General features: G+C 68.1%; 17 protein-coding genes. 5 read left to right on the top strand and 12 right to left on the bottom strand.

The features are described 5' to 3' along the window. Window positions 1–6 precede the first annotated feature (6 nt). Window positions 7–903: an SIS domain-containing protein gene (locus LRQ07_RS00545; RefSeq protein ID WP_256535501.1), complete on the bottom strand. Its 897-nt coding sequence runs from the start codon at window positions 901–903 to the stop codon at window positions 7–9. Window positions 904–1,224: 321 nt separating this feature from the next. Between LRQ07_RS00545 and LRQ07_RS00540 the strand changes: the two genes are divergently transcribed. From LRQ07_RS00540 to LRQ07_RS00525, 4 genes are all read left to right on the top strand, one after another. After that, window positions 1,225–2,469 (top strand): extracellular solute-binding protein, encoded by a 1,245-nt coding sequence (locus LRQ07_RS00540; RefSeq protein WP_047521759.1) that lies wholly within the window; start codon window positions 1,225–1,227, stop codon window positions 2,467–2,469. A gap of 31 nt (window positions 2,470–2,500) precedes the next feature. Beyond that, complete coding sequence (locus LRQ07_RS00535) at window positions 2,501–3,472, top strand: carbohydrate ABC transporter permease (RefSeq protein WP_256535500.1); 972 nt, start codon at window positions 2,501–2,503, stop codon at window positions 3,470–3,472. Window positions 3,473–3,474: 2 nt separating this feature from the next. After that, on the top strand, window positions 3,475–4,395 hold the full coding sequence (locus tag LRQ07_RS00530) for a carbohydrate ABC transporter permease (RefSeq protein ID WP_194239318.1): 921 nt from the start codon (window positions 3,475–3,477) through the stop codon (window positions 4,393–4,395). 311 nt (window positions 4,396–4,706) lie between these two features. Then, window positions 4,707–5,141 (top strand): DUF3995 domain-containing protein, encoded by a 435-nt coding sequence (locus tag LRQ07_RS00525; RefSeq protein WP_256535499.1) that lies wholly within the window; start codon window positions 4,707–4,709, stop codon window positions 5,139–5,141. A gap of 13 nt (window positions 5,142–5,154) precedes the next feature. On the opposite strand, the gene LRQ07_RS00520 is transcribed toward LRQ07_RS00525, so the two are convergent. Next, a complete protein-coding gene (locus tag LRQ07_RS00520; protein ID WP_256535498.1) occupies window positions 5,155–6,321 on the bottom strand; it encodes an ROK family protein in 1,167 nt (388 codons plus the stop codon). 163 nt (window positions 6,322–6,484) lie between these two features. Continuing rightward, complete coding sequence (locus LRQ07_RS00515; protein ID WP_047521753.1) at window positions 6,485–6,784, bottom strand: chorismate mutase; 300 nt, start codon at window positions 6,782–6,784, stop codon at window positions 6,485–6,487. 62 nt (window positions 6,785–6,846) lie between these two features. Between LRQ07_RS00515 and LRQ07_RS00510 the strand changes: the two genes are divergently transcribed. Further along, entirely contained in the window at window positions 6,847–8,067 is a 1,221-nt protein-coding gene (locus LRQ07_RS00510) for an AI-2E family transporter (protein WP_256535497.1), read from the top strand. A 60-nt stretch (window positions 8,068–8,127) separates the two neighbouring features. On the opposite strand, the gene LRQ07_RS00505 is transcribed toward LRQ07_RS00510, so the two are convergent. The 9 genes from LRQ07_RS00505 to LRQ07_RS00465 form a co-directional block, all read right to left on the bottom strand. After that, window positions 8,128–9,042: an ABC transporter substrate-binding protein gene (locus LRQ07_RS00505; RefSeq protein ID WP_256535496.1), complete on the bottom strand. Its 915-nt coding sequence runs from the start codon at window positions 9,040–9,042 to the stop codon at window positions 8,128–8,130. Window positions 9,043–9,107: 65 nt separating this feature from the next. Beyond that, complete coding sequence (locus tag LRQ07_RS00500) at window positions 9,108–9,833, bottom strand: ABC transporter permease (RefSeq protein ID WP_134352645.1); 726 nt, start codon at window positions 9,831–9,833, stop codon at window positions 9,108–9,110. Beyond that, on the bottom strand, window positions 9,830–10,513 hold the full coding sequence (locus LRQ07_RS00495) for an ABC transporter permease (protein WP_232762977.1): 684 nt from the start codon (window positions 10,511–10,513) through the stop codon (window positions 9,830–9,832). The genes LRQ07_RS00500 and LRQ07_RS00495 overlap by 4 nt, the downstream gene beginning before the upstream one ends. Further along, window positions 10,510–11,382, bottom strand: a complete 873-nt coding sequence (locus LRQ07_RS00490; protein ID WP_047521744.1) for an ABC transporter ATP-binding protein — start codon at window positions 11,380–11,382, stop codon at window positions 10,510–10,512. The genes LRQ07_RS00495 and LRQ07_RS00490 overlap by 4 nt, the downstream gene beginning before the upstream one ends. A 60-nt stretch (window positions 11,383–11,442) precedes the next feature. Further along, the gene (locus tag LRQ07_RS00485) at window positions 11,443–11,745 is read right to left on the bottom strand and encodes a DUF427 domain-containing protein (protein ID WP_046748074.1); all 303 of its coding nucleotides are present in this window, start codon (window positions 11,743–11,745) and stop codon (window positions 11,443–11,445) included. Between the two features lie 148 nt (window positions 11,746–11,893). Continuing rightward, window positions 11,894–13,330, bottom strand: coding sequence for a dihydrolipoyl dehydrogenase family protein (locus LRQ07_RS00480; protein ID WP_256535495.1), 1,437 nt, complete (start codon window positions 13,328–13,330; stop codon window positions 11,894–11,896). Between the two features lie 117 nt (window positions 13,331–13,447). Next, window positions 13,448–14,029, bottom strand: coding sequence for a biotin transporter BioY (locus tag LRQ07_RS00475; RefSeq protein WP_256535494.1), 582 nt, complete (start codon window positions 14,027–14,029; stop codon window positions 13,448–13,450). Between the two features lie 180 nt (window positions 14,030–14,209). After that, window positions 14,210–15,610 (bottom strand): MFS transporter, encoded by a 1,401-nt coding sequence (locus LRQ07_RS00470; RefSeq protein ID WP_256535493.1) that lies wholly within the window; start codon window positions 15,608–15,610, stop codon window positions 14,210–14,212. A gap of 80 nt (window positions 15,611–15,690) precedes the next feature. Next, complete coding sequence (locus LRQ07_RS00465; protein WP_256535492.1) at window positions 15,691–16,800, bottom strand: lactonase family protein; 1,110 nt, start codon at window positions 16,798–16,800, stop codon at window positions 15,691–15,693. Between the last annotated feature and the right edge of the window lie 10 nt (window positions 16,801–16,810).

Here is a 16,810-nt window from a genome sequence, read left to right as displayed (position 1 = left end):
CGTGCGTCATGCATCCAGGATGACGGATCGCGTGAGGTTGCGGGGCTGATCGGGGTCGAGCCCCCGCGCGACGGCACGGTCGAGAGCCGTGCGGTGCAGGCGCACGAGGTCGGCGAGCGGGTCGATCCCCCGCTGCTCGAACCGGGCGCCGGTGGCCTCCACCTGAGCGGAGAGTCCCTCCGGGGCCGTGCCGAACTGCCACGTCACGCGTCCGGGCGCCGCGATCGCGATCGGGCCGTGCCGGTAGTCCATCGACGGGTACGCCTCGGTCCACGACTGCGACGACTCGCGCAGTTTGAGAGCGGCCTCATGCGCGAGACCGATCGTCCATCCCCGCCCGAGGAACGTGTACTGCTCCGCGTCGCGCAGCTCGTCGTCGCCGGGCTCGGCCAGCACGGCGGTCGCGTCGGCGATCGCTCCGGTGAGGTCTTCACCGAGCGAGGCGCGGAACAGCGCGAGCGCCGTCGTCGCGAAGCGCGTCTGCACCACCGACTGCTCGTCCGCGAACGGGAGCAGGACCGCCTCGTCGACGAGGGAAACGAGAGGGGAGGTCGGGTCGCCGATCACGCCGATCGTCGGGATGCGCCCCTTGATGCGCTCGACGAGCTCGAGCACCTCGGTGGTCGTGCCGGATCGGGTGAGGGCGACGACCGCGTCGTAGCCGCGGTCGATGAAGGCCTCCGAGGCGGCGAACGCATCGGTCTCGCCCTGCCCGGCGGTCTCACGGAGAGCGGCGTACGACTGCGCCATGAACCACGACGTGCCGCAGCCGACGACCGCGACGCGCGCACCGGTGGCGGGAAGCAGGCCCTGCTCGGCCTTCAGGTCTGCGGCCGTGGCCCAGGTCTGCGGCTGGGAGTGGAGCTCTTCGCGCATGTGCGCGCCGTGCAGTGATGCAGTCATCGGGGTGCCTTTCTGGCGAGAAGTTGCGTACTTGTGATTGTTTGAGGCTTGATCCGATCATAGTATGGCGCAAAGGAACATCAACTCCAGGTTCTGCTTGATTTGTTTGTTCCCTTGACAAATAATCGGAAAAGTTCCAACGCCTCGACGTCGATCCCATCGACGCCGAGAACCCCGAGCCCCGGCTTGAACGATCGCGATGCCATCCGGCGAAGCGGTCACCACGCACTGTCGCGTGATGTGCTTGCGACTGTGCACCACACCCCCTCCGAAGCGGCCCGCCGCCAGGGAGGGACTCTCACAGTGAGGAATGCAATACACATGAAGAAGTCACTGCGGTTCGGCGCCGCCGCCATTGCGGCCGTCGCCACGCTCTCGCTCGCTTCGTGCGGGTTCGGCGGATCGTCCGGAGACAGCGGAGGCGGAGACGGCTCGACCACTCTCGACCTCCTCGTCCCGAGCTACTCCGACGGCACCAAGGCGAACTGGGAGACGGTGATCGACGGGTTCGAGAAGGCCAACCCCGACATCAAGGTCAAGCTCGAGGTGCAGTCGTGGGACAACCTCGAGAAGGTCGTCTCCACCAAGATCCAGGCCGGCGAGGCACCGGACATCTACAACGGCGGTCCGTTCGCCGGGTTCGTCGGCGACGAGCTGCTCTACCCCGTGAAGGACGTCGTCTCGGAGGAGACCTACTCCGACTTCCAGGACTCGTTCCTGAAGAACGCCGAGGTCGACGGCACCGCGTACGCTCTGCCGCTGATCGCATCCGCCCGTGCCCTGTTCGTCAACAACGCACTGCTCGACCAGGCGGGTGTCGAGGCTCCGACCGACTGGGACTCGCTCCTGGATGCCGCGACCAAGGTGTCCGCGCTCGGCGGCGGCGTCGCCGGTTACGGGATGCCGCTCGGGTCCGAAGAGGCACAGGCCGAGGCGGCCGTGTGGCTGTGGGGCGGCGGCGGATCGTTCGGCGATGCGTCCGAGATCACGATCGACACCCCGGAGAACCTCGTGGGTGCCGAGCAGATCAAGAAGATGATCGACGCCGGCGCGACGCAGGCCGACCCCGGATCGACGCAGCGTTCGCCGCTGATGGACATCTTCATCCAGGGCAAGATCGGCATGCAGGTCGGCCTCCCGCCGACGGTCGGCCAGATCGCCGAGGGCAACCCCGACCTGGACTACTCCATCGTCCCGATCCCGACGAAGGACGGCTCGCCGTTCACGCTCGGCGTCATGGACCAGCTGATGGCGTTCCAGAACGACGATGACAAGAAGGAAGCGATCACCAAGTTCTTCGACTACTACTACTCGGCCGACGTGTACGTGCCGTGGGTGCAGGCCGAGGGCTTCCTCCCCGTCACCAAGTCGGGTGCGGAGCAGCTGTCCGGCGAGGAGGCTCTCAAGCCGTTCCTCGACGTGCTGCCCGACGCCCAGTTCTACCCGTCGACCAACCCGAAGTGGTCCGCCGCCGACGGTGCGTTCAAGTCGCTGTTCGGCCAGCTTCAGACGAAGCCGGCACAGGACGTGCTGACCGAGATCCAGGCGCAGGTCGACGCGGGCTGAGCCCGCTGACAGGAGAGGTTCGGGTACCCGAATGAGCCAGAAGACAGAGTCCTCGAACCTCGCGGGGGCGGCCACCGGCCGCCCCCGCACCCGGAAGACCCCGGATGCCCTTCGCGGCAGGCCGGGTGGAAAGGACCTTCTCCAGGCGCTGCCCTGGATCGCCCCCGCACTGCTGCTGATCATCGGCGTGGTCTTCTTCCCCGCCGGGGTGATGTTCTTCAACTCGACGCGCGACATCTCCCTGTCCGGCCTCGACAAGGGATCCGTCGGCTTCGACAACTTCGTCACCGTCTTCACGTTCGCCGAGTTCTGGCCGATCTTCTTCCGCACGATCGTCTGGGTCGTCTCGGTCGTGCTGTTCACGGTCGTCATCTCGCTCGGACTCGCGCAGATCCTGAACAAGGCCTTCCCCGGACGCCAGCTCGTGCGCATGGCCGTCATCGTCCCGTGGGCGGCGTCGGTCGTCATGACGACGATGGTGTTCTACTACAGCCTCGAGCCGTACTTCGGCATCTTCAACAAGTTCCTCTACGACATCGGGCTCTCCGACGATGCCGTCGGATACGGGTGGACGAAGAACCCCACGACGGCCTTCCTCTGGTCGATCGTGATCGCGATCTTCGTGTCGCTGCCCTTCACGACCTACACGATCCTCGCGGGGCTGCAGTCCGTCCCGGCCGACGCGATCGAGGCGGCGAAGATGGACGGAGCCGGCCCCGCCCGCACCTACTGGTCGATCGTCCTGCCGCAGCTGCGCAGCGCTCTCGCGGTCGCCGTCCTGATCAACATCATCAACGTGTTCAACTCGCTGCCGATCCTGAAGGTGATGACCGGCTCGATCCCCGGTTACGGCGCCGACACGATCATGACGCTCATCTTCAAGTACATCGAACTGCAGAAGAAGGTCGACGTCGCCAGCGCGCTCTCCGTCGTCGCCTTCCTCATCGTCATCATGATCGTCGCGGCCTACGTGAAGATCGTCAAGCCCATGAAGGAGGTCTGATCATGACCGTGACCGAGACCGCCCTCGTGACCACCGCCGGCTCCTCGCCCGCACCCCGCATTCCCGGCCGCAAACGCCGCTACACCGAAGACCAGGTCACGCTGCCCCGTGTCATCCTCCGCACCGTGGCCGGGTTCCTCGTGCTCGCGATCTTCGTGCTGCCGTACCTGATCATGTTCTTCGGCTCGGTGAAGACGAAGCCGCAGATCCGCTCCGTCGACCCCACGTATCTGCCGACGGAGTGGCACTGGGAGAACTACATCACCATGTGGTCCACCCCCGAGACGCCGCTGCCGTACAACCTGATCTCGACGATCATCATCGCCGTGTTCGCGACGCTGCTCGTGCTGCTGGTCGCCCTGCCTGCCGCGTACTACACCGCCCGGTTCAAGTTCCCCGGCCGCATGGTGTTCCTGTTCCTGGTCATCATCACCCAGATGCTCCAGCCCGCGGTGCTCACCTCGGGCCTGTTCCGGCAGTTCACGACCCTCGGGCTCGGCGACACCTGGGCCGCCATGATCTTCATCAACGCCGCGTTCAACCTGTCGTTCGCGGTGTGGATCATGCACTCCTTCTTCGCCGGAATCCCCAAAGAGGTCGACGAAGCCGCCCAGATCGACGGCGCCGGACGCTTCACCGTGCTCTTCAAGATCAACCTGCCGCTCGTGTGGCCGGGCATCGTCACGGCGATCGTGTTCACGTTCGTCGCCTGCTGGAACGAATTCGCGGCCTCGCTCGTGATCCTCTCGACCGACAAGAACCAGCCACTCTCCGTCGCGCTCACCAAGTTCGTCGGTCAGTACGAGACCAGCTGGCAGTACGTGTTCGGAGTCTCGATCGTCGCGATCCTGCCCGTGGTCATCCTGTTCATGCTCATCGAGAAGCGCCTCGTCGGCGGCCTCACTGCCGGCAGCGTGAAGTAGGAGCCCCGGCGAAGCGGTCCCGGGCGCAGCGGTCCCGTCCGGAGGGCTCCCGTCGCGAAGGACGCCCCCGCGAAGGACTCCCCTGCGAAGGACTCCCGTCCGGAAAGGTCCTCCCGGAATGAAGGAGTTCTCACGGTATGAAGGAGTTCTCTAGGAATGAAGGAGCGGATGTGGATTCCGCTCCTTCATTCCGTGAGAACTCCTTCACCACGAGAGGGACAACCACGACAACAGGAACATCGGTGGTGAAGGCACTGATGAGCTTGACGCCCTTGAGCGCGCGGGGCCCCTCATCAGAGGACAATGGGGACATGAGTCCTCTCGGACGGATCGGTCAGGTCGTCGCGACCACATCACTCGGCGCCATCGGAGCCATCCATCTGCTGTGGGCCTCCGGCGCGTCCTGGCCGGCGTCGAGCCGGAAGCGGCTGGCGCGACAGGTCATCGGCAGCGATGAGATGCCTTCAGCCGGCGCATGCCTCGTGGTCGGTGGAGGAATGCTCACCGGGAGCGCGATCATCGCCGGCGCAGGGGGAACTCACACGCTCGCCAAAGCCGCCCGCGTGGCGGCGGCCCTGGCGTTCCTCCTCCGCGGCACGATGAACGGGGCTCGAGTGACCGCAGTTCTCGGGCGGCCGGGTCCACATCGCCGTTTCGTCGAGCTCGATCGGCGCATCTACCGTCCGCTGTGCCTCATCACCGGCGCCGCGATCGTCCTCGCGGTGCGGGGAGACCGACGACGCTGACGTCGAGGGGCGTTCAGAGGCTCGATGCGGATGCGGCGCGCAGCTGCTCCGGGTTCCAGCGCACGCCAAGCGCCGACGTGAGCGCGGCCTGAGCGGCGCCGGCCGCGAGCGACACCCGAGGATCCGCGTAGCGGACCGGGACCTGCGCCGTGCCGCGGGAGGGGTACTCCGTCTCGCGGCGAACCCGGTCGAGGAAGCGCGGCCCGAGCTCGGTCGCCGGTCCGCCGATCACGACTTCGGTCGGGTCGAGCAGTGCGCTGATGAGCTTGACGGCCCTCGCGAGCGCGCGGGCCCCCTCGTCGAGATGGCGTTCGTCCGCGCGGGCGGCGAGAGCACGGATCTCGGATGCGTCCATCGCATCGGTGAACTCGTCCCCGATCATCGCGCCCAAGGCTGCCGCGGACTCGAGACAGCCGCGCTGTCCGCACCGGCAGACACGCGCCGCCTCACCGAAGACGACTTGCACGTGCCCGATCTCGCCGGCGCGATCGCGTGGACCGGGCGCGAGTTCGCCGTTCAGGGTCACCGCGGCGCCCACGCCGCCGCCGAGGTGGATGAAGAGCCGGTATCCGGACGGGGATTCCTCCATCCCGGCTTCGGCGATGGCCTCGGCGTCGACGTCGTTGACGAGCAGGACGGGCGCCCCCAGCACGCGCTCGAACCTCTCGGCGAGGGGCACGTCCTCCCACTTGAGCTGCACGCTCTCGAGCACCGAGCGCCCGTCCGTCGTGCCGGGGAGCTGGATCCCCGCAGCGAGCACCCGCGGTCCGAACTCGGCGGCCACCGCGGCCACGGCGTCGTCGAGTGCGCGGTCACGGGTCTCGGGAGTGTAGTCCGCGCGACGGACGTCGACCTCGGTACCGTCGAGCGCCACGAGGGCGATGTATGCGTGCAGGGGTTGGATCACCAGGACGAGGATCAGGTGGTGACTCGCATCGACGCTCAGCGTGGTCGCCCGCTTGCCACCGGTGCTCGCGGCCTGCTCCCCTTCGACGATCAGTCGGTTCTCGATGAGCTCGGCAACGAGGGACGACGCCGTGGCTGCGGTCAGACCCGTCGCTCTCGCGATCCCCGCGCGCGTCTGGGTGCCTGGGTTGCGGAAGACGAGTTGCAGCGCACGCCGGAGGTTTGCGCGCCGCACCGACGCTTGGGTGTCCAGGCCCTCATCCGTGCTCAGCATGTGCGTCCGTTCCGGAGCTCGCCCGCGGCGAGCGGTTGACAGATCGTGGCGTGATCCGTAGTCTCTCCGTAAGTTTATTCATTGAACTTAGTTGGTCGATGAATCTCACAAAAGCTCCGGACGGGCGAGTGCTGCACACACCGTCGCCCGTCCGGCACCTCTCTCAGCGGCTCTCCGCCGCTTCCGTGTGATGGCGGATGACCTCCGCCACCACGAAGTTGAACCACTTCTCCGCGAACTCGGGGTCGAGATGCGCCTCCTCTGCGAGAGCGCGCAGACGGGCGACCTGCTGCTCCTCCCGATTCGGGTCGGACGCCGGCATCTCGTGCTCCGCTTTCAGCTGCCCCACCTGCTGGGTCGCGCGGAAGCGTTCGGCCAGCATGAAGATGAGTGCGGCGTCGATGTTGTCGATGGTGGCGCGAAGTCGGAGCAGTTCGGCCTTCGGGTCCTCGGCGGCGGTCATGCCCCTACTCTAGAGCCGTCGAACACCCGGATTCCGACCCGCGGCACCGCTATCGTGAGCACATGAGCAACGAAGAGTCGCCGGCGCCCACTCCCCTCGATGACACCGCGCCCGCCCGGAAAGCACCGCGCACCGACGCCGCAGCCGCGAGCGCCGACTCTCCCACCGCAGAGCCCGCCGCGACCGGCGCAGCGCGCCCCGTGGTCATCGAGCCGATGACGCCGAGTCGCTCGTTCTGGACGCGCATCGACCGTCCGTTCGTCTTCGGCTTCCTCGTGACGCTCGGCGGACTCGGCGCGCTGGTGATCGGCCTCGCGCTGACGAGCCTGTCCACCGTGCTCATCTACATCGCACTCGCCCTCTTCGGCGCGCTCGGACTCGACCCGGCCGTCCGGTTCCTCGAGCGTCGCGGCCTCTCCCGCTCGATCTCCGTCGTCATCACGATCCTCGCGCTCATCCTCGTGTTCGCCGTCGTGCTGTGGATGATCATCCCGATCGTCGTCGAGCAGATCGCGAGCTTCGTCCGTTCCGTCCCCGGGATGATCCAGGACTTCACCCGCAGCGACATCTACGCCACGCTCGACGCGCAGTTCGGCGATCAGTTCCAGGATCTGGTCGCCGAGGTCCAGAAGTTCTTGACCGACTTCGGCAACCTCGCGACGATCGGCGGAGGTGCTCTCGCGGTCGGCGCGTCGATCGCGACCGGCATCTCGGGCGCCATCGTCGTGCTCGTGCTCACGCTCTACTTCCTCGCGACCCTGCCCGCCATGAAGCAGGGTCTGCTGCGTCTGGCACCGGCCCGCGACCGCGCTCGTGCGAGCGACATCACCGAACAGATCACGGACTCGGTGGGCGGATACGTGATGGGGATGGTCGTGCTGGCCTTCTGCAACGCGATCCTCGCCCTGACCCTCTACTCCATCCTGGGTCTGCCCTTCCCGCCACTGATGGCGGCGATCGCCTTCTGTGTCACCCTGATCCCGCTGGTCGGATCGGTGCTGTTCTGGATCATCGGCACCGGGCTCGCGCTCTTCACCAACCCGGTCGCGGCGCTCATCTTCGCAGCGATCTACCTCATCTACATGCAGATCGAGGCCTACGTGCTGACGCCGCGAGTGATGAACCGCGCGGTCGCGGTCCCGGGGTCGCTGGTCGTGATCGGCGCCCTCGCCGGTGGCACGCTGCTCGGCCTCCTCGGGGCACTCGTGGCCGTGCCCGTCACCGCTTCGATCCTCATCATCATCAAGCAGGTGCTGGTGCCGAAACAGGATGCCCGCATCTGACGCTCGTGCGACGACGAAGCGCCCGGACCCCTGAAGGTCCGGGCGCTTCTGTCATCCGACTCAGATGAGGTCGTTGTCGGTCAGCCAGGCCTCGGCGATGTCGCTCGCCGACTTCTGGTCGACCGTGCTCTGCACGTTCAGACCGACGAGCTCTTCGGCGGTGAGCTTGGCGCTGATGGCGTTGATCACGTCGGCGACCTCGTCGGCGACGTCGCTCGAGACGATCGGCACGACGTTCGAGGCCAAGATGATGTTCTCCGGGTCTTCGAGCGCGACGATGTCTTCGGTCTGGAACGCGGGGTCGGCCGAGTAGATGTCCGCGACCTGGATCTCGCCGGCCAGCAGCGACTCCAGCGTGGTCGGGCCGGTCGCCGAGAACGCCAGGTCGACGCCGTAGACGTCCTTAGCGGCCGCGGGCCCGTACGGGCGCTGCTCGAACTCCGGTGCCGCACCGATCGTGACCGGGGTGGTCACCTTCGAGAGGTCACCGATCGAGGTGAGGTCGTTCTCCTCGGCGAAGCTCTTGAGCACCGTGTAGGTGTCCTGGTCCGAGGCCTCGGCGTAGTCCAGAGCGGTCAGGCTGTCCGGCAGCGCGTCCTGCAGCGCGGCATAGACGTCTTCCGGGCTGGTGGCGGTCGCGCTGTCGTCGAGGTACTCGAGCAGGTTGCCCGTGTACTCCGGGAACACGTCGATCGCGCCGGACTCGACGTCGGGCATGTAGGCGTCGCGCTGTCCGATGTTGAACTGCTTGTCGACCGTGAACCCCGCGCCTTCGAGGGCCTGCGCGTAGATCTCGGCGATGATCTCGTTCGAGTAGTAGGCCTGGGAGCCGACGACGATCGTGTCGCCGCCGGAGCCCGCGTCATCGGTCGGAGCGTCGAGCGGGTTGCTGCTGGCGCACCCGCCGAGGACGAGCACCGCGGCGAGCGCGGCGCCACCGGCGAGGGCGAGTCGTGACTTACGTGCTGTGAACATGGGGAGTTCCTCTTCTCTGGGACAACGGGATGGGTGCTGTGGGACGGTGAGCGGCTGTGAACGTGTCAGGCGGTGGCCGGCGCGGGTGAGGCTGCAGCGGTACGCGACCGGCGGGTCGTGGTCGGCGCTCGCACCCCGGCGGGGACGGCGGCGTGCTGGAGGAGGGCGAAGATCAGGTCGACCGCCAGCGCGAGGATGGCCACGAGGATCGCACCGCCGAGCACCTGGTCGAACTTGCGCAGGGGGATGCCCTGGATGATCGGCCAGCCGAGACCACCGAGGTTCACGTAGGCGGCGATCGTGACCGTGGCGATCACCTGCAGGAGGGCCGCGCGGATGCCACCGACCAGGAGGGGCAGCCCGAGGCGCACCTCGACCTTCCAGAACACCTGCCACTCGGTCATCCCCATCGCGCGCGCCGAGTCGAGCACACGGCGGTCGATGGCCTCGAGCCCGGTGTAGGCGCCAGCGAGGAGCGAGGGGATGGCCAGCAGCACGAACGTGATGATCGCGGCTTCGGGGATGCGGAGCACGCCGAGCAGCAGCACGAGCAGCACGAGGAGTCCGAAGGACGGGATCGCTCGGGCCGCGCCGGAGACAGCGACGGCGATCTCGCGGCCACGCCCGGTGTGGCCGATGAGCCATCCGATCGGCACCGCGATGATCGCGGCGATCAGCACCGAGATCAGCGTGTAGTACATGTGCTGGCCGAACAGGATCGGCAGCGAGTACGGCCCCTCCCACCGGTCGGGGGAGAAGAGCCAGGCGATGGCGTCGGTGAACACGTTCATGCGGCGGTCCTCAGCGTGGCCGCCTGTCGTGCGGCTGACGGTGTCTTGGCGGCGCGCGTCCACGGCATCAGCGCGCGGCCGAGGAGCAGGAGCAACAGGTCGATCACCAGGGCGATCACCACGACCGCGATGACGCCGGCGAACACCTCCGCGAGGATGCGGCGCTGCAGGCCGTTCTCGAACAGGTAGCCGAGGTTCGTCACACCAACCAGGATGCCGACGGTGGCGAGGGAGATCGTGCTGACGGCCGCCACACGCAGCCCGGCGAGCACGACGGGTCCGGCGAGCGGGAAGTCGACGGTCCAGAACCGGCGGAACCCGCCGTAGCCCATCGCGGTGGCCGACTGCCGGATGGCGGGATCGACCGAGTCGAGGCCGTCGGAGACCGCACGGACCAGGATCGCGACCGCGTAGATGGTGAGACCGATGATGAGGTTGATCGGGCTGCGGGCCGGATACCCGGCGACGGACGGCAGCAGGATCAGCAACGCGAGTGACGGGATCGTGTAGAGCAGACCGGTGAGGACGATGACCGGCCCTTTCACCAGTTGATAGCGCCAGGCGACCCACCCGAGCGGCACCGACAGCACGAAGCCGAGCACGATCGCGATCGCGCTCTGCTGCAGGTGGATGGCGGTCAGCTCGAGGATGAGGCCGACGTTGTCGACGATCCAGTTCACGGAGCGCCCTTCGTCACGCTCTCCTCGCTCAGGAGCGCGTCGCTGACAGCATCGGGCACGTCGACGATCGATCCCTGCGTGCGCCCCTCCGAGTCGACCACCACGGTGCCCCTAGGCGTCTGCTTGAGGTGCAGGGCGCGGCGACCGCGATCGGCGCCGATGAACGCCGAGACGAAGTCGTCCGCCGGGTTCTCGATGATCTCGCTCGGACTGCCGACCTGCACGATGCGCGCACCCTTGTCGAGGATCACCACTTGATCTCCGAGCAGGAACGCCTCGTCGATGTCGTGCGTGACGAAGACGACGGTCTTGTCGAGCTCGCTCTGCAGGCGCAGGGTCTCCTGTTGCAGGTCGGCCCGCACGATGGGGTCGACCGCGCCGAAGGGCTCGTCCATGAGCAGGATGTTCGGGTCGGCGGCGAGTCCGCGGGCGACACCCACACGCTGCTGTTGGCCGCCGGAGAGCTGACTCGGGTAGCGCTCGGCGAGCGCCTGGTCGAGGCCGACCGTGTCGAGCAGGTCGCGCGCCCGCTGGTGGGCCGCAGCCCGCTTCACCCCGGTCAGGCGGAGCACCGTGGCCACGTTGTCGATGACCGTGAAGTGCGGCATGAGCCCGGAGTTCTGCATGACGTAGCCGATGCGTCGGCGCAGAGCCACCGGGTCGCCTTCGAGCACGCTCTCCCCGTCGATCTCGACGTCGCCGGAGGTGGGCTCGACCATGCGGTTGATCATGCGGAGCAGGGTGGTCTTGCCACAGCCGGACGAGCCGACGAACACGGTGGTCTTGCGTGACGGCAGCACGAGACTGAAGTCATCGACGGCGAGTGCACCGCCGGGGAACCGTTTGGTGACGTTGCGGAACTCGATCATGGGCTGGTCTCCAGTCGGTCGATCGATGTGCGAGCGGACGAGTCTTGGCTCTTCTGGTGGCTACGGGCCGACCTCGACGCGCGGATCGAACGCCACGAATCCGGAGAAGTCCTTGCCGACGCGATCGAAGGCCGACGGATAAGGAGTCGGATACGACCAGGCGTAGTCGGTGTGCAGCTCGCCGTCGGTCTGCACGGAGTAGTACTGAGCCGCGCCCTTCCAGGGACAGGTGTAGGGCGTGGGGCTCTCGACGAGCACCCCGGGTGTGATGGATGCGGGCGGGAAGTACCAGTTCCCTTCGATGCGGGCGAGATCGCTCTCGTCGGCCTCGGCGATGACGGTTCCTGCGAGTACAGCCTTCATGGTCCTGCCTCCTCGGATGTGTGTTCGAGCGTATAAGACGGTGGGGACATCGGGCTCGAGGGTTGCGCGCGGGCCGTCAATGTGAGAAACAATCCCGAATCTGTTCGGTATGCCCGTGAAAACGGATTGCCCGCCGCGATGGTCGGGGTCAGGCGGAATCGCGCCCGTAGCCCTCCAGGAGTCGCAACCAGATCTCGCTGACGGTCGGGTACGACGGCACCGCATGCCAGAGACGGGCGATCGGCACCTCGCCGACGATCGCCACGGTGGCGGCGTGCACGAGTTCCGCCACCTCGGGGCCGACGAACGTCGCACCGATCACGACATCGCGGTCGGTGTCGATCACGAGCCGCGCCTGCCCCTCGAAACCGTCTTCGTAGAGGCTCGCCCCCGCGATCCACCCCAGGTCGTAGTCGATCGCCTTCACGGTGATTCCTGCCTCGACCGCCTGCGCCTCGGTCAGACCGACGGAGCCGACCTCGGGGATCGAGAACGTGACCTGCGGGACGGCGGCCTGGTCGGCGGTCGCGACGTGACGACCCCAGGGTGTGTCATCCACATCGTCGCCCTGGGCACGCGCGACGATGACGTCGCCTGCCGCCCTCGCCTGGTACTTGCCCTGGTGGGTGAGGAGCACGCGCCCGTTCACATCACCGACCGCATACAGCCAGTCGGATCCGGGGACCCGGAGGGTGTCGTCCGTCTCGATCCAGCGGCCGGGCTCCAGGCCCACGACGTCGAGTCCGATGTCTCCACTGCGCGGCGAACGGCCCGTCGCGGCGAGCACCTCGGTCGCGTTGATCTCCTCGCCGCCGTCGAGCGTGACGGTCACCCCGTCGGGGCCGCGGTGCACGGATACCGTGCCCGTGTCGGTGCGCACGTCGACGCCGAGTTCCTTGAGGCCGGCTGCGACCCGCTCCCCGGCGAAGGGCTCCAGCCCCCCGAGCAGACCGCTGCGGGCGATGACGGTGACCCGCGAGCCGAGTGCCGCGTATGCCGTGGCCATCTCGACCGCGACCACGCCTCCGCCGATCACGGCCAGGCTCTCCGGCAGCTCCTCGGCACTGGTCGCCTCTCGACTCGTCCAGGGTGCGGACTCACGGAGCCCGTCGATGGGCGGGATGACGGCGTCCGATCCGGTGCTGATGGCCACCGCATGCCGGGCGCGGAGCACGCGCGTCGCGCCGTCGGCATCCGTCACGGTCACCTCCCGCTCACCCGTCAGCCGACCGTGCCCGCGCGCCAGATCGATCCCGGCGGAGTCGAGCCACTTCACCTGTCCGTCATCGGACCAGTTGTTGGTGAAGGAGTCGCGTCGTTCGAAGACCGCCCGCACATCGAGCTTCCCGGTCACCGCCTGCGAGGCGCCCGCCACGTGCTGCGCTGCCCGCAACGCCTGCGCCGACCGCAGCAGCGCCTTCGACGGCATGCACGCCCAGTAGGAGCACTCGCCTCCGACGAGCTCGCTCTCGACGATGATCGCGGTGAGCCCGCCCTGCACGGCGCGGTCGGCGACGTTCTCGCCCACCGGACCTCCGCCCAGCACGATCAGGTCGTATTCGTCGGTCTTCTGCGCTGCGTTCATGCCTGGCACCTCTCCGTCGGCCGGTTCCGTCGCCCAGTCTCGCTCAAGACCAACGCCGAGTCACGGGTGAGTTGTTCCCTCCGGCGTGGCGCGGGAGGGAAGCGGCGGTCAGGCAGCTCAGGCGGTCACGAGCTCCCGACCCCGGCGGGAGTCGGCGAACGCGCGGGGATATGCCCGGCGCAGGGTGACGACGATCAGCGTGGCCGCGGTCACCTTGATGAGGTCGCCCGGGAGGAAGGCCAGGCTCGACAGAGCGGTGAGGTCGAGAGGAACTCCGGTCACGAGCGCCTGGACCGGGATGCCGAACGCGTAGACGACGAGCACGCCGCCGACCAGAGCGGCCACCGCGCACCGCCACCAGGTGAACCGTCCGGTGCGCATGAGCAGCCCGATCACGACGACGCCGGAGATCCAGCCGATCAGGTAGCCCACGGTCGGTCCGACGAAGACACCCAGGCCCCCGCGTCCGCCTGCGAGCACGGGGAGTCCGACCGCGGCAAGCGCCAGCACGAGGGCGATCGACCAGGGCGCGACGCGCGGACCGAGCACAAGACCCGCGAGCATGACGCCGAGCGTCTGCCCGGTGATGGGCACGCCGCCGGGGAGCGGCACGACAACCGTTCCCAGCACGATGATGAGGGCGGCGAACACGGCCACCCGACCGAGGGTCGCACTGGAGTCACGGGTCGATGCGGTCATCGATCATCCTTCCTGAACGGTGTTCACCTGAACACCGTTCATCAGAGTACGGATGTAGCTACCCCCGCGCAAATCACCACCCCGCAGTCACCAACACGACCTTCCCTCGTTGACGCCGTTGCGCGATGGCATCAGTGCGGGCCCGCAGCATCCTCCAGCGGGTACTCGTCACGTCCCGGCTCATGACTCCCCCTGCTCCCGCGATTCGTCTTCGGCGGATTCGACACGGACCCTCGGGGAGAGGACCGCCGCCGCGAAGGCCACGACCGCAGCCAGCACGAACACGCCGAGGAACGGGTCGGCGCCCGCGAGCGCGGTGAACAGTGTGCCCGTGACGGCCAGGGCCAGCGCGCTGCCGAACGAGTCGGCGACCGTCATCGCACCGCTGTTGAAGCCCTGATTCTCCGGCGTGGACATCGCGAGCGTGAGGGCGCTGGTGCGCGGACTCATCAACCCCATCCCCATACCCGCGATGACCCAGGCGAGCGCAATCAACAGAGCGTCTCCTCGGAAGCCGGCAATCGCGACGGTCAGCACGATGCCGGCGAACACGAGGCCCGTCCCGAGCCGCACGGCCGTCACGCTCGACAAGCGCGCGCCCAGCCGCCCCTGGACGGTCGCGGCGAGAGACCACGCGAGCGCACCGCCGGTCAGCGCGAGTCCTGCCAGAGTCGGCGACAGTTCGTACCGATCGGTGAGCAGGTAGGGCAGGTAGACCTGCGCACCGAAGAACGCGGCGGCCGCGACCCCGCGGACGAGGATGACGGACGGCAGCCCTCGGCGCGCCCGAAACGTCCCGCGCGGGACCAGCGGCCGCACCGCGATGAGGGCGACCGCGATAGCAACGACGGCGAGAGCAGAGCCGAACCCGGGGATGTCGCCGACCAGATTCAGCGCGAGCACAGCAACGGCCGCGAGCACCGACCATCCGAGTCGCCCGAACGCCCAGGGAGTCGACGCATCGCCGTGGTTCGCGAGCCCGCGAAGTGCGGGCACGACCATCAGCAGCGCCACCAGCACCAGGATGACCACGCCGAGGAAGACCCAGTGCCAGCTCCAGAGTTCGGTCACGGCACCCGCGACCGTCGGGCCGATCAGTGAGGGGATGACCCAGGCCGCGGCGAAGCCGGCGAAGATCGCCGGATGGAGCTCGTGCGGGTAGACGCGGGCGACCACCACGTACAGGGCCACCATCAACCCTCCGCTGCCGAGGCCCTGGGCGAACCTCCCCGCGACGAGGATCTCCATGCTCGGCGCGAGGCCGGCGATCAGCAGTCCGACGATGAACAGGGCGACCGAGGTGTACAACGGAGCGACCGGTCCGCGACGATCCGCCCAATTCCCGGCGAGCACCATGCCGATGACCCCGGTGGCGAGAGGTCCGGCGAAAGCGAGCGCGTACAGCCGTTCTCCGCCGAGATCGGCGCTCACGGTCGGCATCACCGTGGTGACCGCCAGGGATTCGAACGCGCCGAGGAACACGAGCGCACAGGCGCCGATCGTGATCCAGACGTAGTCGCGGCTCAAGATGCGAGGTGCGGCCGCGCCCGGCGTCGACACCTGCTCGGTCTTCGAGGTCATGATGATGACCGTAGAACCTCAAGTAAGGTCGAGGTCAAGCGCCGGATCGCCCGGCTCATGCGTCGGCGGTCGGTGTCGTCTCAGCGCACCGGAAGGAAACATGTCGGCGTCGGCACCTGCGCCTCATGGCGGATGCCGAGGGGCGCGCCCGTGCGCTCATCGAGGTCGAGCAGGGTGATGGTATCGGAGCGCTGCCCCGCGACCAGCAACTTGCCCTCGTGCACCAGGTGGTGGCGCGGCCAGTCGACCCCCGCGTCGGCGAGCGCCACGGATTCCAGGGCCTCACCCCCGCCGCGCACGCGCAGGACCGCGATCGTGTTGCTTCCGCGCAGGGCCGTGTAGAGGAAGTGACCGTCGCGGGTGCGGGCGAGCTCGGCGGGGAAGTCCGTGCCCACCTGGGCGATCGGACTCGACAGCGCCGACGACACGACGCTCCACGTGCGGTCGGACGCCTCGGCGAGCGTGAACACCTCGCACGAGTACTCGGTCACCACGTGCAGGTGCCCGCTGGGGTGCAGCACCATGTGCCGCGGCCCGGTGCCGAGTGGCAGCACGACCTCGTGGTCGAGTACGAGCCCGCTGCCGCTCTGCCGCCAGAACCGCACGAGGTCGAACCCGAGGTCGGTCGTGGCGATGCGGCCGTCGGGAAGGAACACGGCGGCATGCGCGTGCGAGACACGGTCTCCGCCCACCCCGTACGGGTCGACCGCGGCGACGCCGTCACCGAGAGGCGTCGCCGTCGGTGCATCGGGGTCCGTGTCGTCGCCGAACAGTGCCGCGCGGAGTTCCGCGGCCGCATCCGGCCGTGCGGGCACGATCCGCCCGTCCGCATCGAGGCCGAGCCGCACCACGCGGCCGTCGCCGTAGCAACTGGCGACCAGGGCGGAGCCGTCCGCAGCGACCGCGACGTGACACACGTACTGGCCCACCGCCGCCGGTGCACCCATCGGGGAGAGGGCGCCGTCCCCCGTACGCACGAACGCCTGCACCGCGGAGTCGCCCTCGAGCGCCGCGTACACGACGTCGAGCGTCGGATGCTGCGCCAGCCACGACGGCGAAGGGGCCTCTGCGACCACGCCCCGGTACGCGAGCGTGGTCGCCTCTCGGCCTGCATCCCCCGCGAGCAGACCGATGCCGTCGGCAGAACCGTCCATGCCGGGGCCGTAGCCGCCGAGCCAGAATCGCGTCACGACGGACCGA

Source organism: Microbacterium sp. J1-1 (genome assembly GCF_024498615.1).
GTDB classification, from domain to species: domain Bacteria; phylum Actinomycetota; class Actinomycetes; order Actinomycetales; family Microbacteriaceae; genus Microbacterium; species Microbacterium aurugineum.
The sequence above is the reverse complement of the archived record's forward strand: the minus strand, read 5'-3'. Positions and strand labels throughout refer to the sequence as shown.

What these genes read in the sequence shown, in the direction of transcription:
- LRQ07_RS00545 (WP_256535501.1), bottom strand. Translation starts at nt 903, where the DNA reads ATGACTGCATCACTGCACGGCGCGCACATGCGCGAAGAGCTCCACTCC.
- LRQ07_RS00540 (WP_047521759.1), top strand. Translation starts at nt 1,225, where the DNA reads ATGAAGAAGTCACTGCGGTTCGGCGCCGCCGCCATTGCGGCCGTCGCC.
- LRQ07_RS00535 (WP_256535500.1), top strand. Translation starts at nt 2,501, where the DNA reads ATGAGCCAGAAGACAGAGTCCTCGAACCTCGCGGGGGCGGCCACCGGC.
- LRQ07_RS00530 (WP_194239318.1), top strand. Translation starts at nt 3,475, where the DNA reads ATGACCGTGACCGAGACCGCCCTCGTGACCACCGCCGGCTCCTCGCCC.
- LRQ07_RS00525 (WP_256535499.1), top strand. Translation starts at nt 4,707, where the DNA reads ATGAGTCCTCTCGGACGGATCGGTCAGGTCGTCGCGACCACATCACTC.
- LRQ07_RS00520 (WP_256535498.1), bottom strand. Translation starts at nt 6,321, where the DNA reads ATGCTGAGCACGGATGAGGGCCTGGACACCCAAGCGTCGGTGCGGCGC.
- LRQ07_RS00515 (WP_047521753.1), bottom strand. Translation starts at nt 6,784, where the DNA reads ATGACCGCCGCCGAGGACCCGAAGGCCGAACTGCTCCGACTTCGCGCC.
- LRQ07_RS00510 (WP_256535497.1), top strand. Translation starts at nt 6,847, where the DNA reads ATGAGCAACGAAGAGTCGCCGGCGCCCACTCCCCTCGATGACACCGCG.
- LRQ07_RS00505 (WP_256535496.1), bottom strand. Translation starts at nt 9,042, where the DNA reads ATGTTCACAGCACGTAAGTCACGACTCGCCCTCGCCGGTGGCGCCGCG.
- LRQ07_RS00500 (WP_134352645.1), bottom strand. Translation starts at nt 9,833, where the DNA reads ATGAACGTGTTCACCGACGCCATCGCCTGGCTCTTCTCCCCCGACCGG.
- LRQ07_RS00490 (WP_047521744.1), bottom strand. Translation starts at nt 11,382, where the DNA reads ATGATCGAGTTCCGCAACGTCACCAAACGGTTCCCCGGCGGTGCACTC.
- LRQ07_RS00485 (WP_046748074.1), bottom strand. Translation starts at nt 11,745, where the DNA reads ATGAAGGCTGTACTCGCAGGAACCGTCATCGCCGAGGCCGACGAGAGC.
- LRQ07_RS00480 (WP_256535495.1), bottom strand. Translation starts at nt 13,330, where the DNA reads ATGAACGCAGCGCAGAAGACCGACGAATACGACCTGATCGTGCTGGGC.
- LRQ07_RS00475 (WP_256535494.1), bottom strand. Translation starts at nt 14,029, where the DNA reads ATGACCGCATCGACCCGTGACTCCAGTGCGACCCTCGGTCGGGTGGCC.
- LRQ07_RS00470 (WP_256535493.1), bottom strand. Translation starts at nt 15,610, where the DNA reads ATGACCTCGAAGACCGAGCAGGTGTCGACGCCGGGCGCGGCCGCACCT.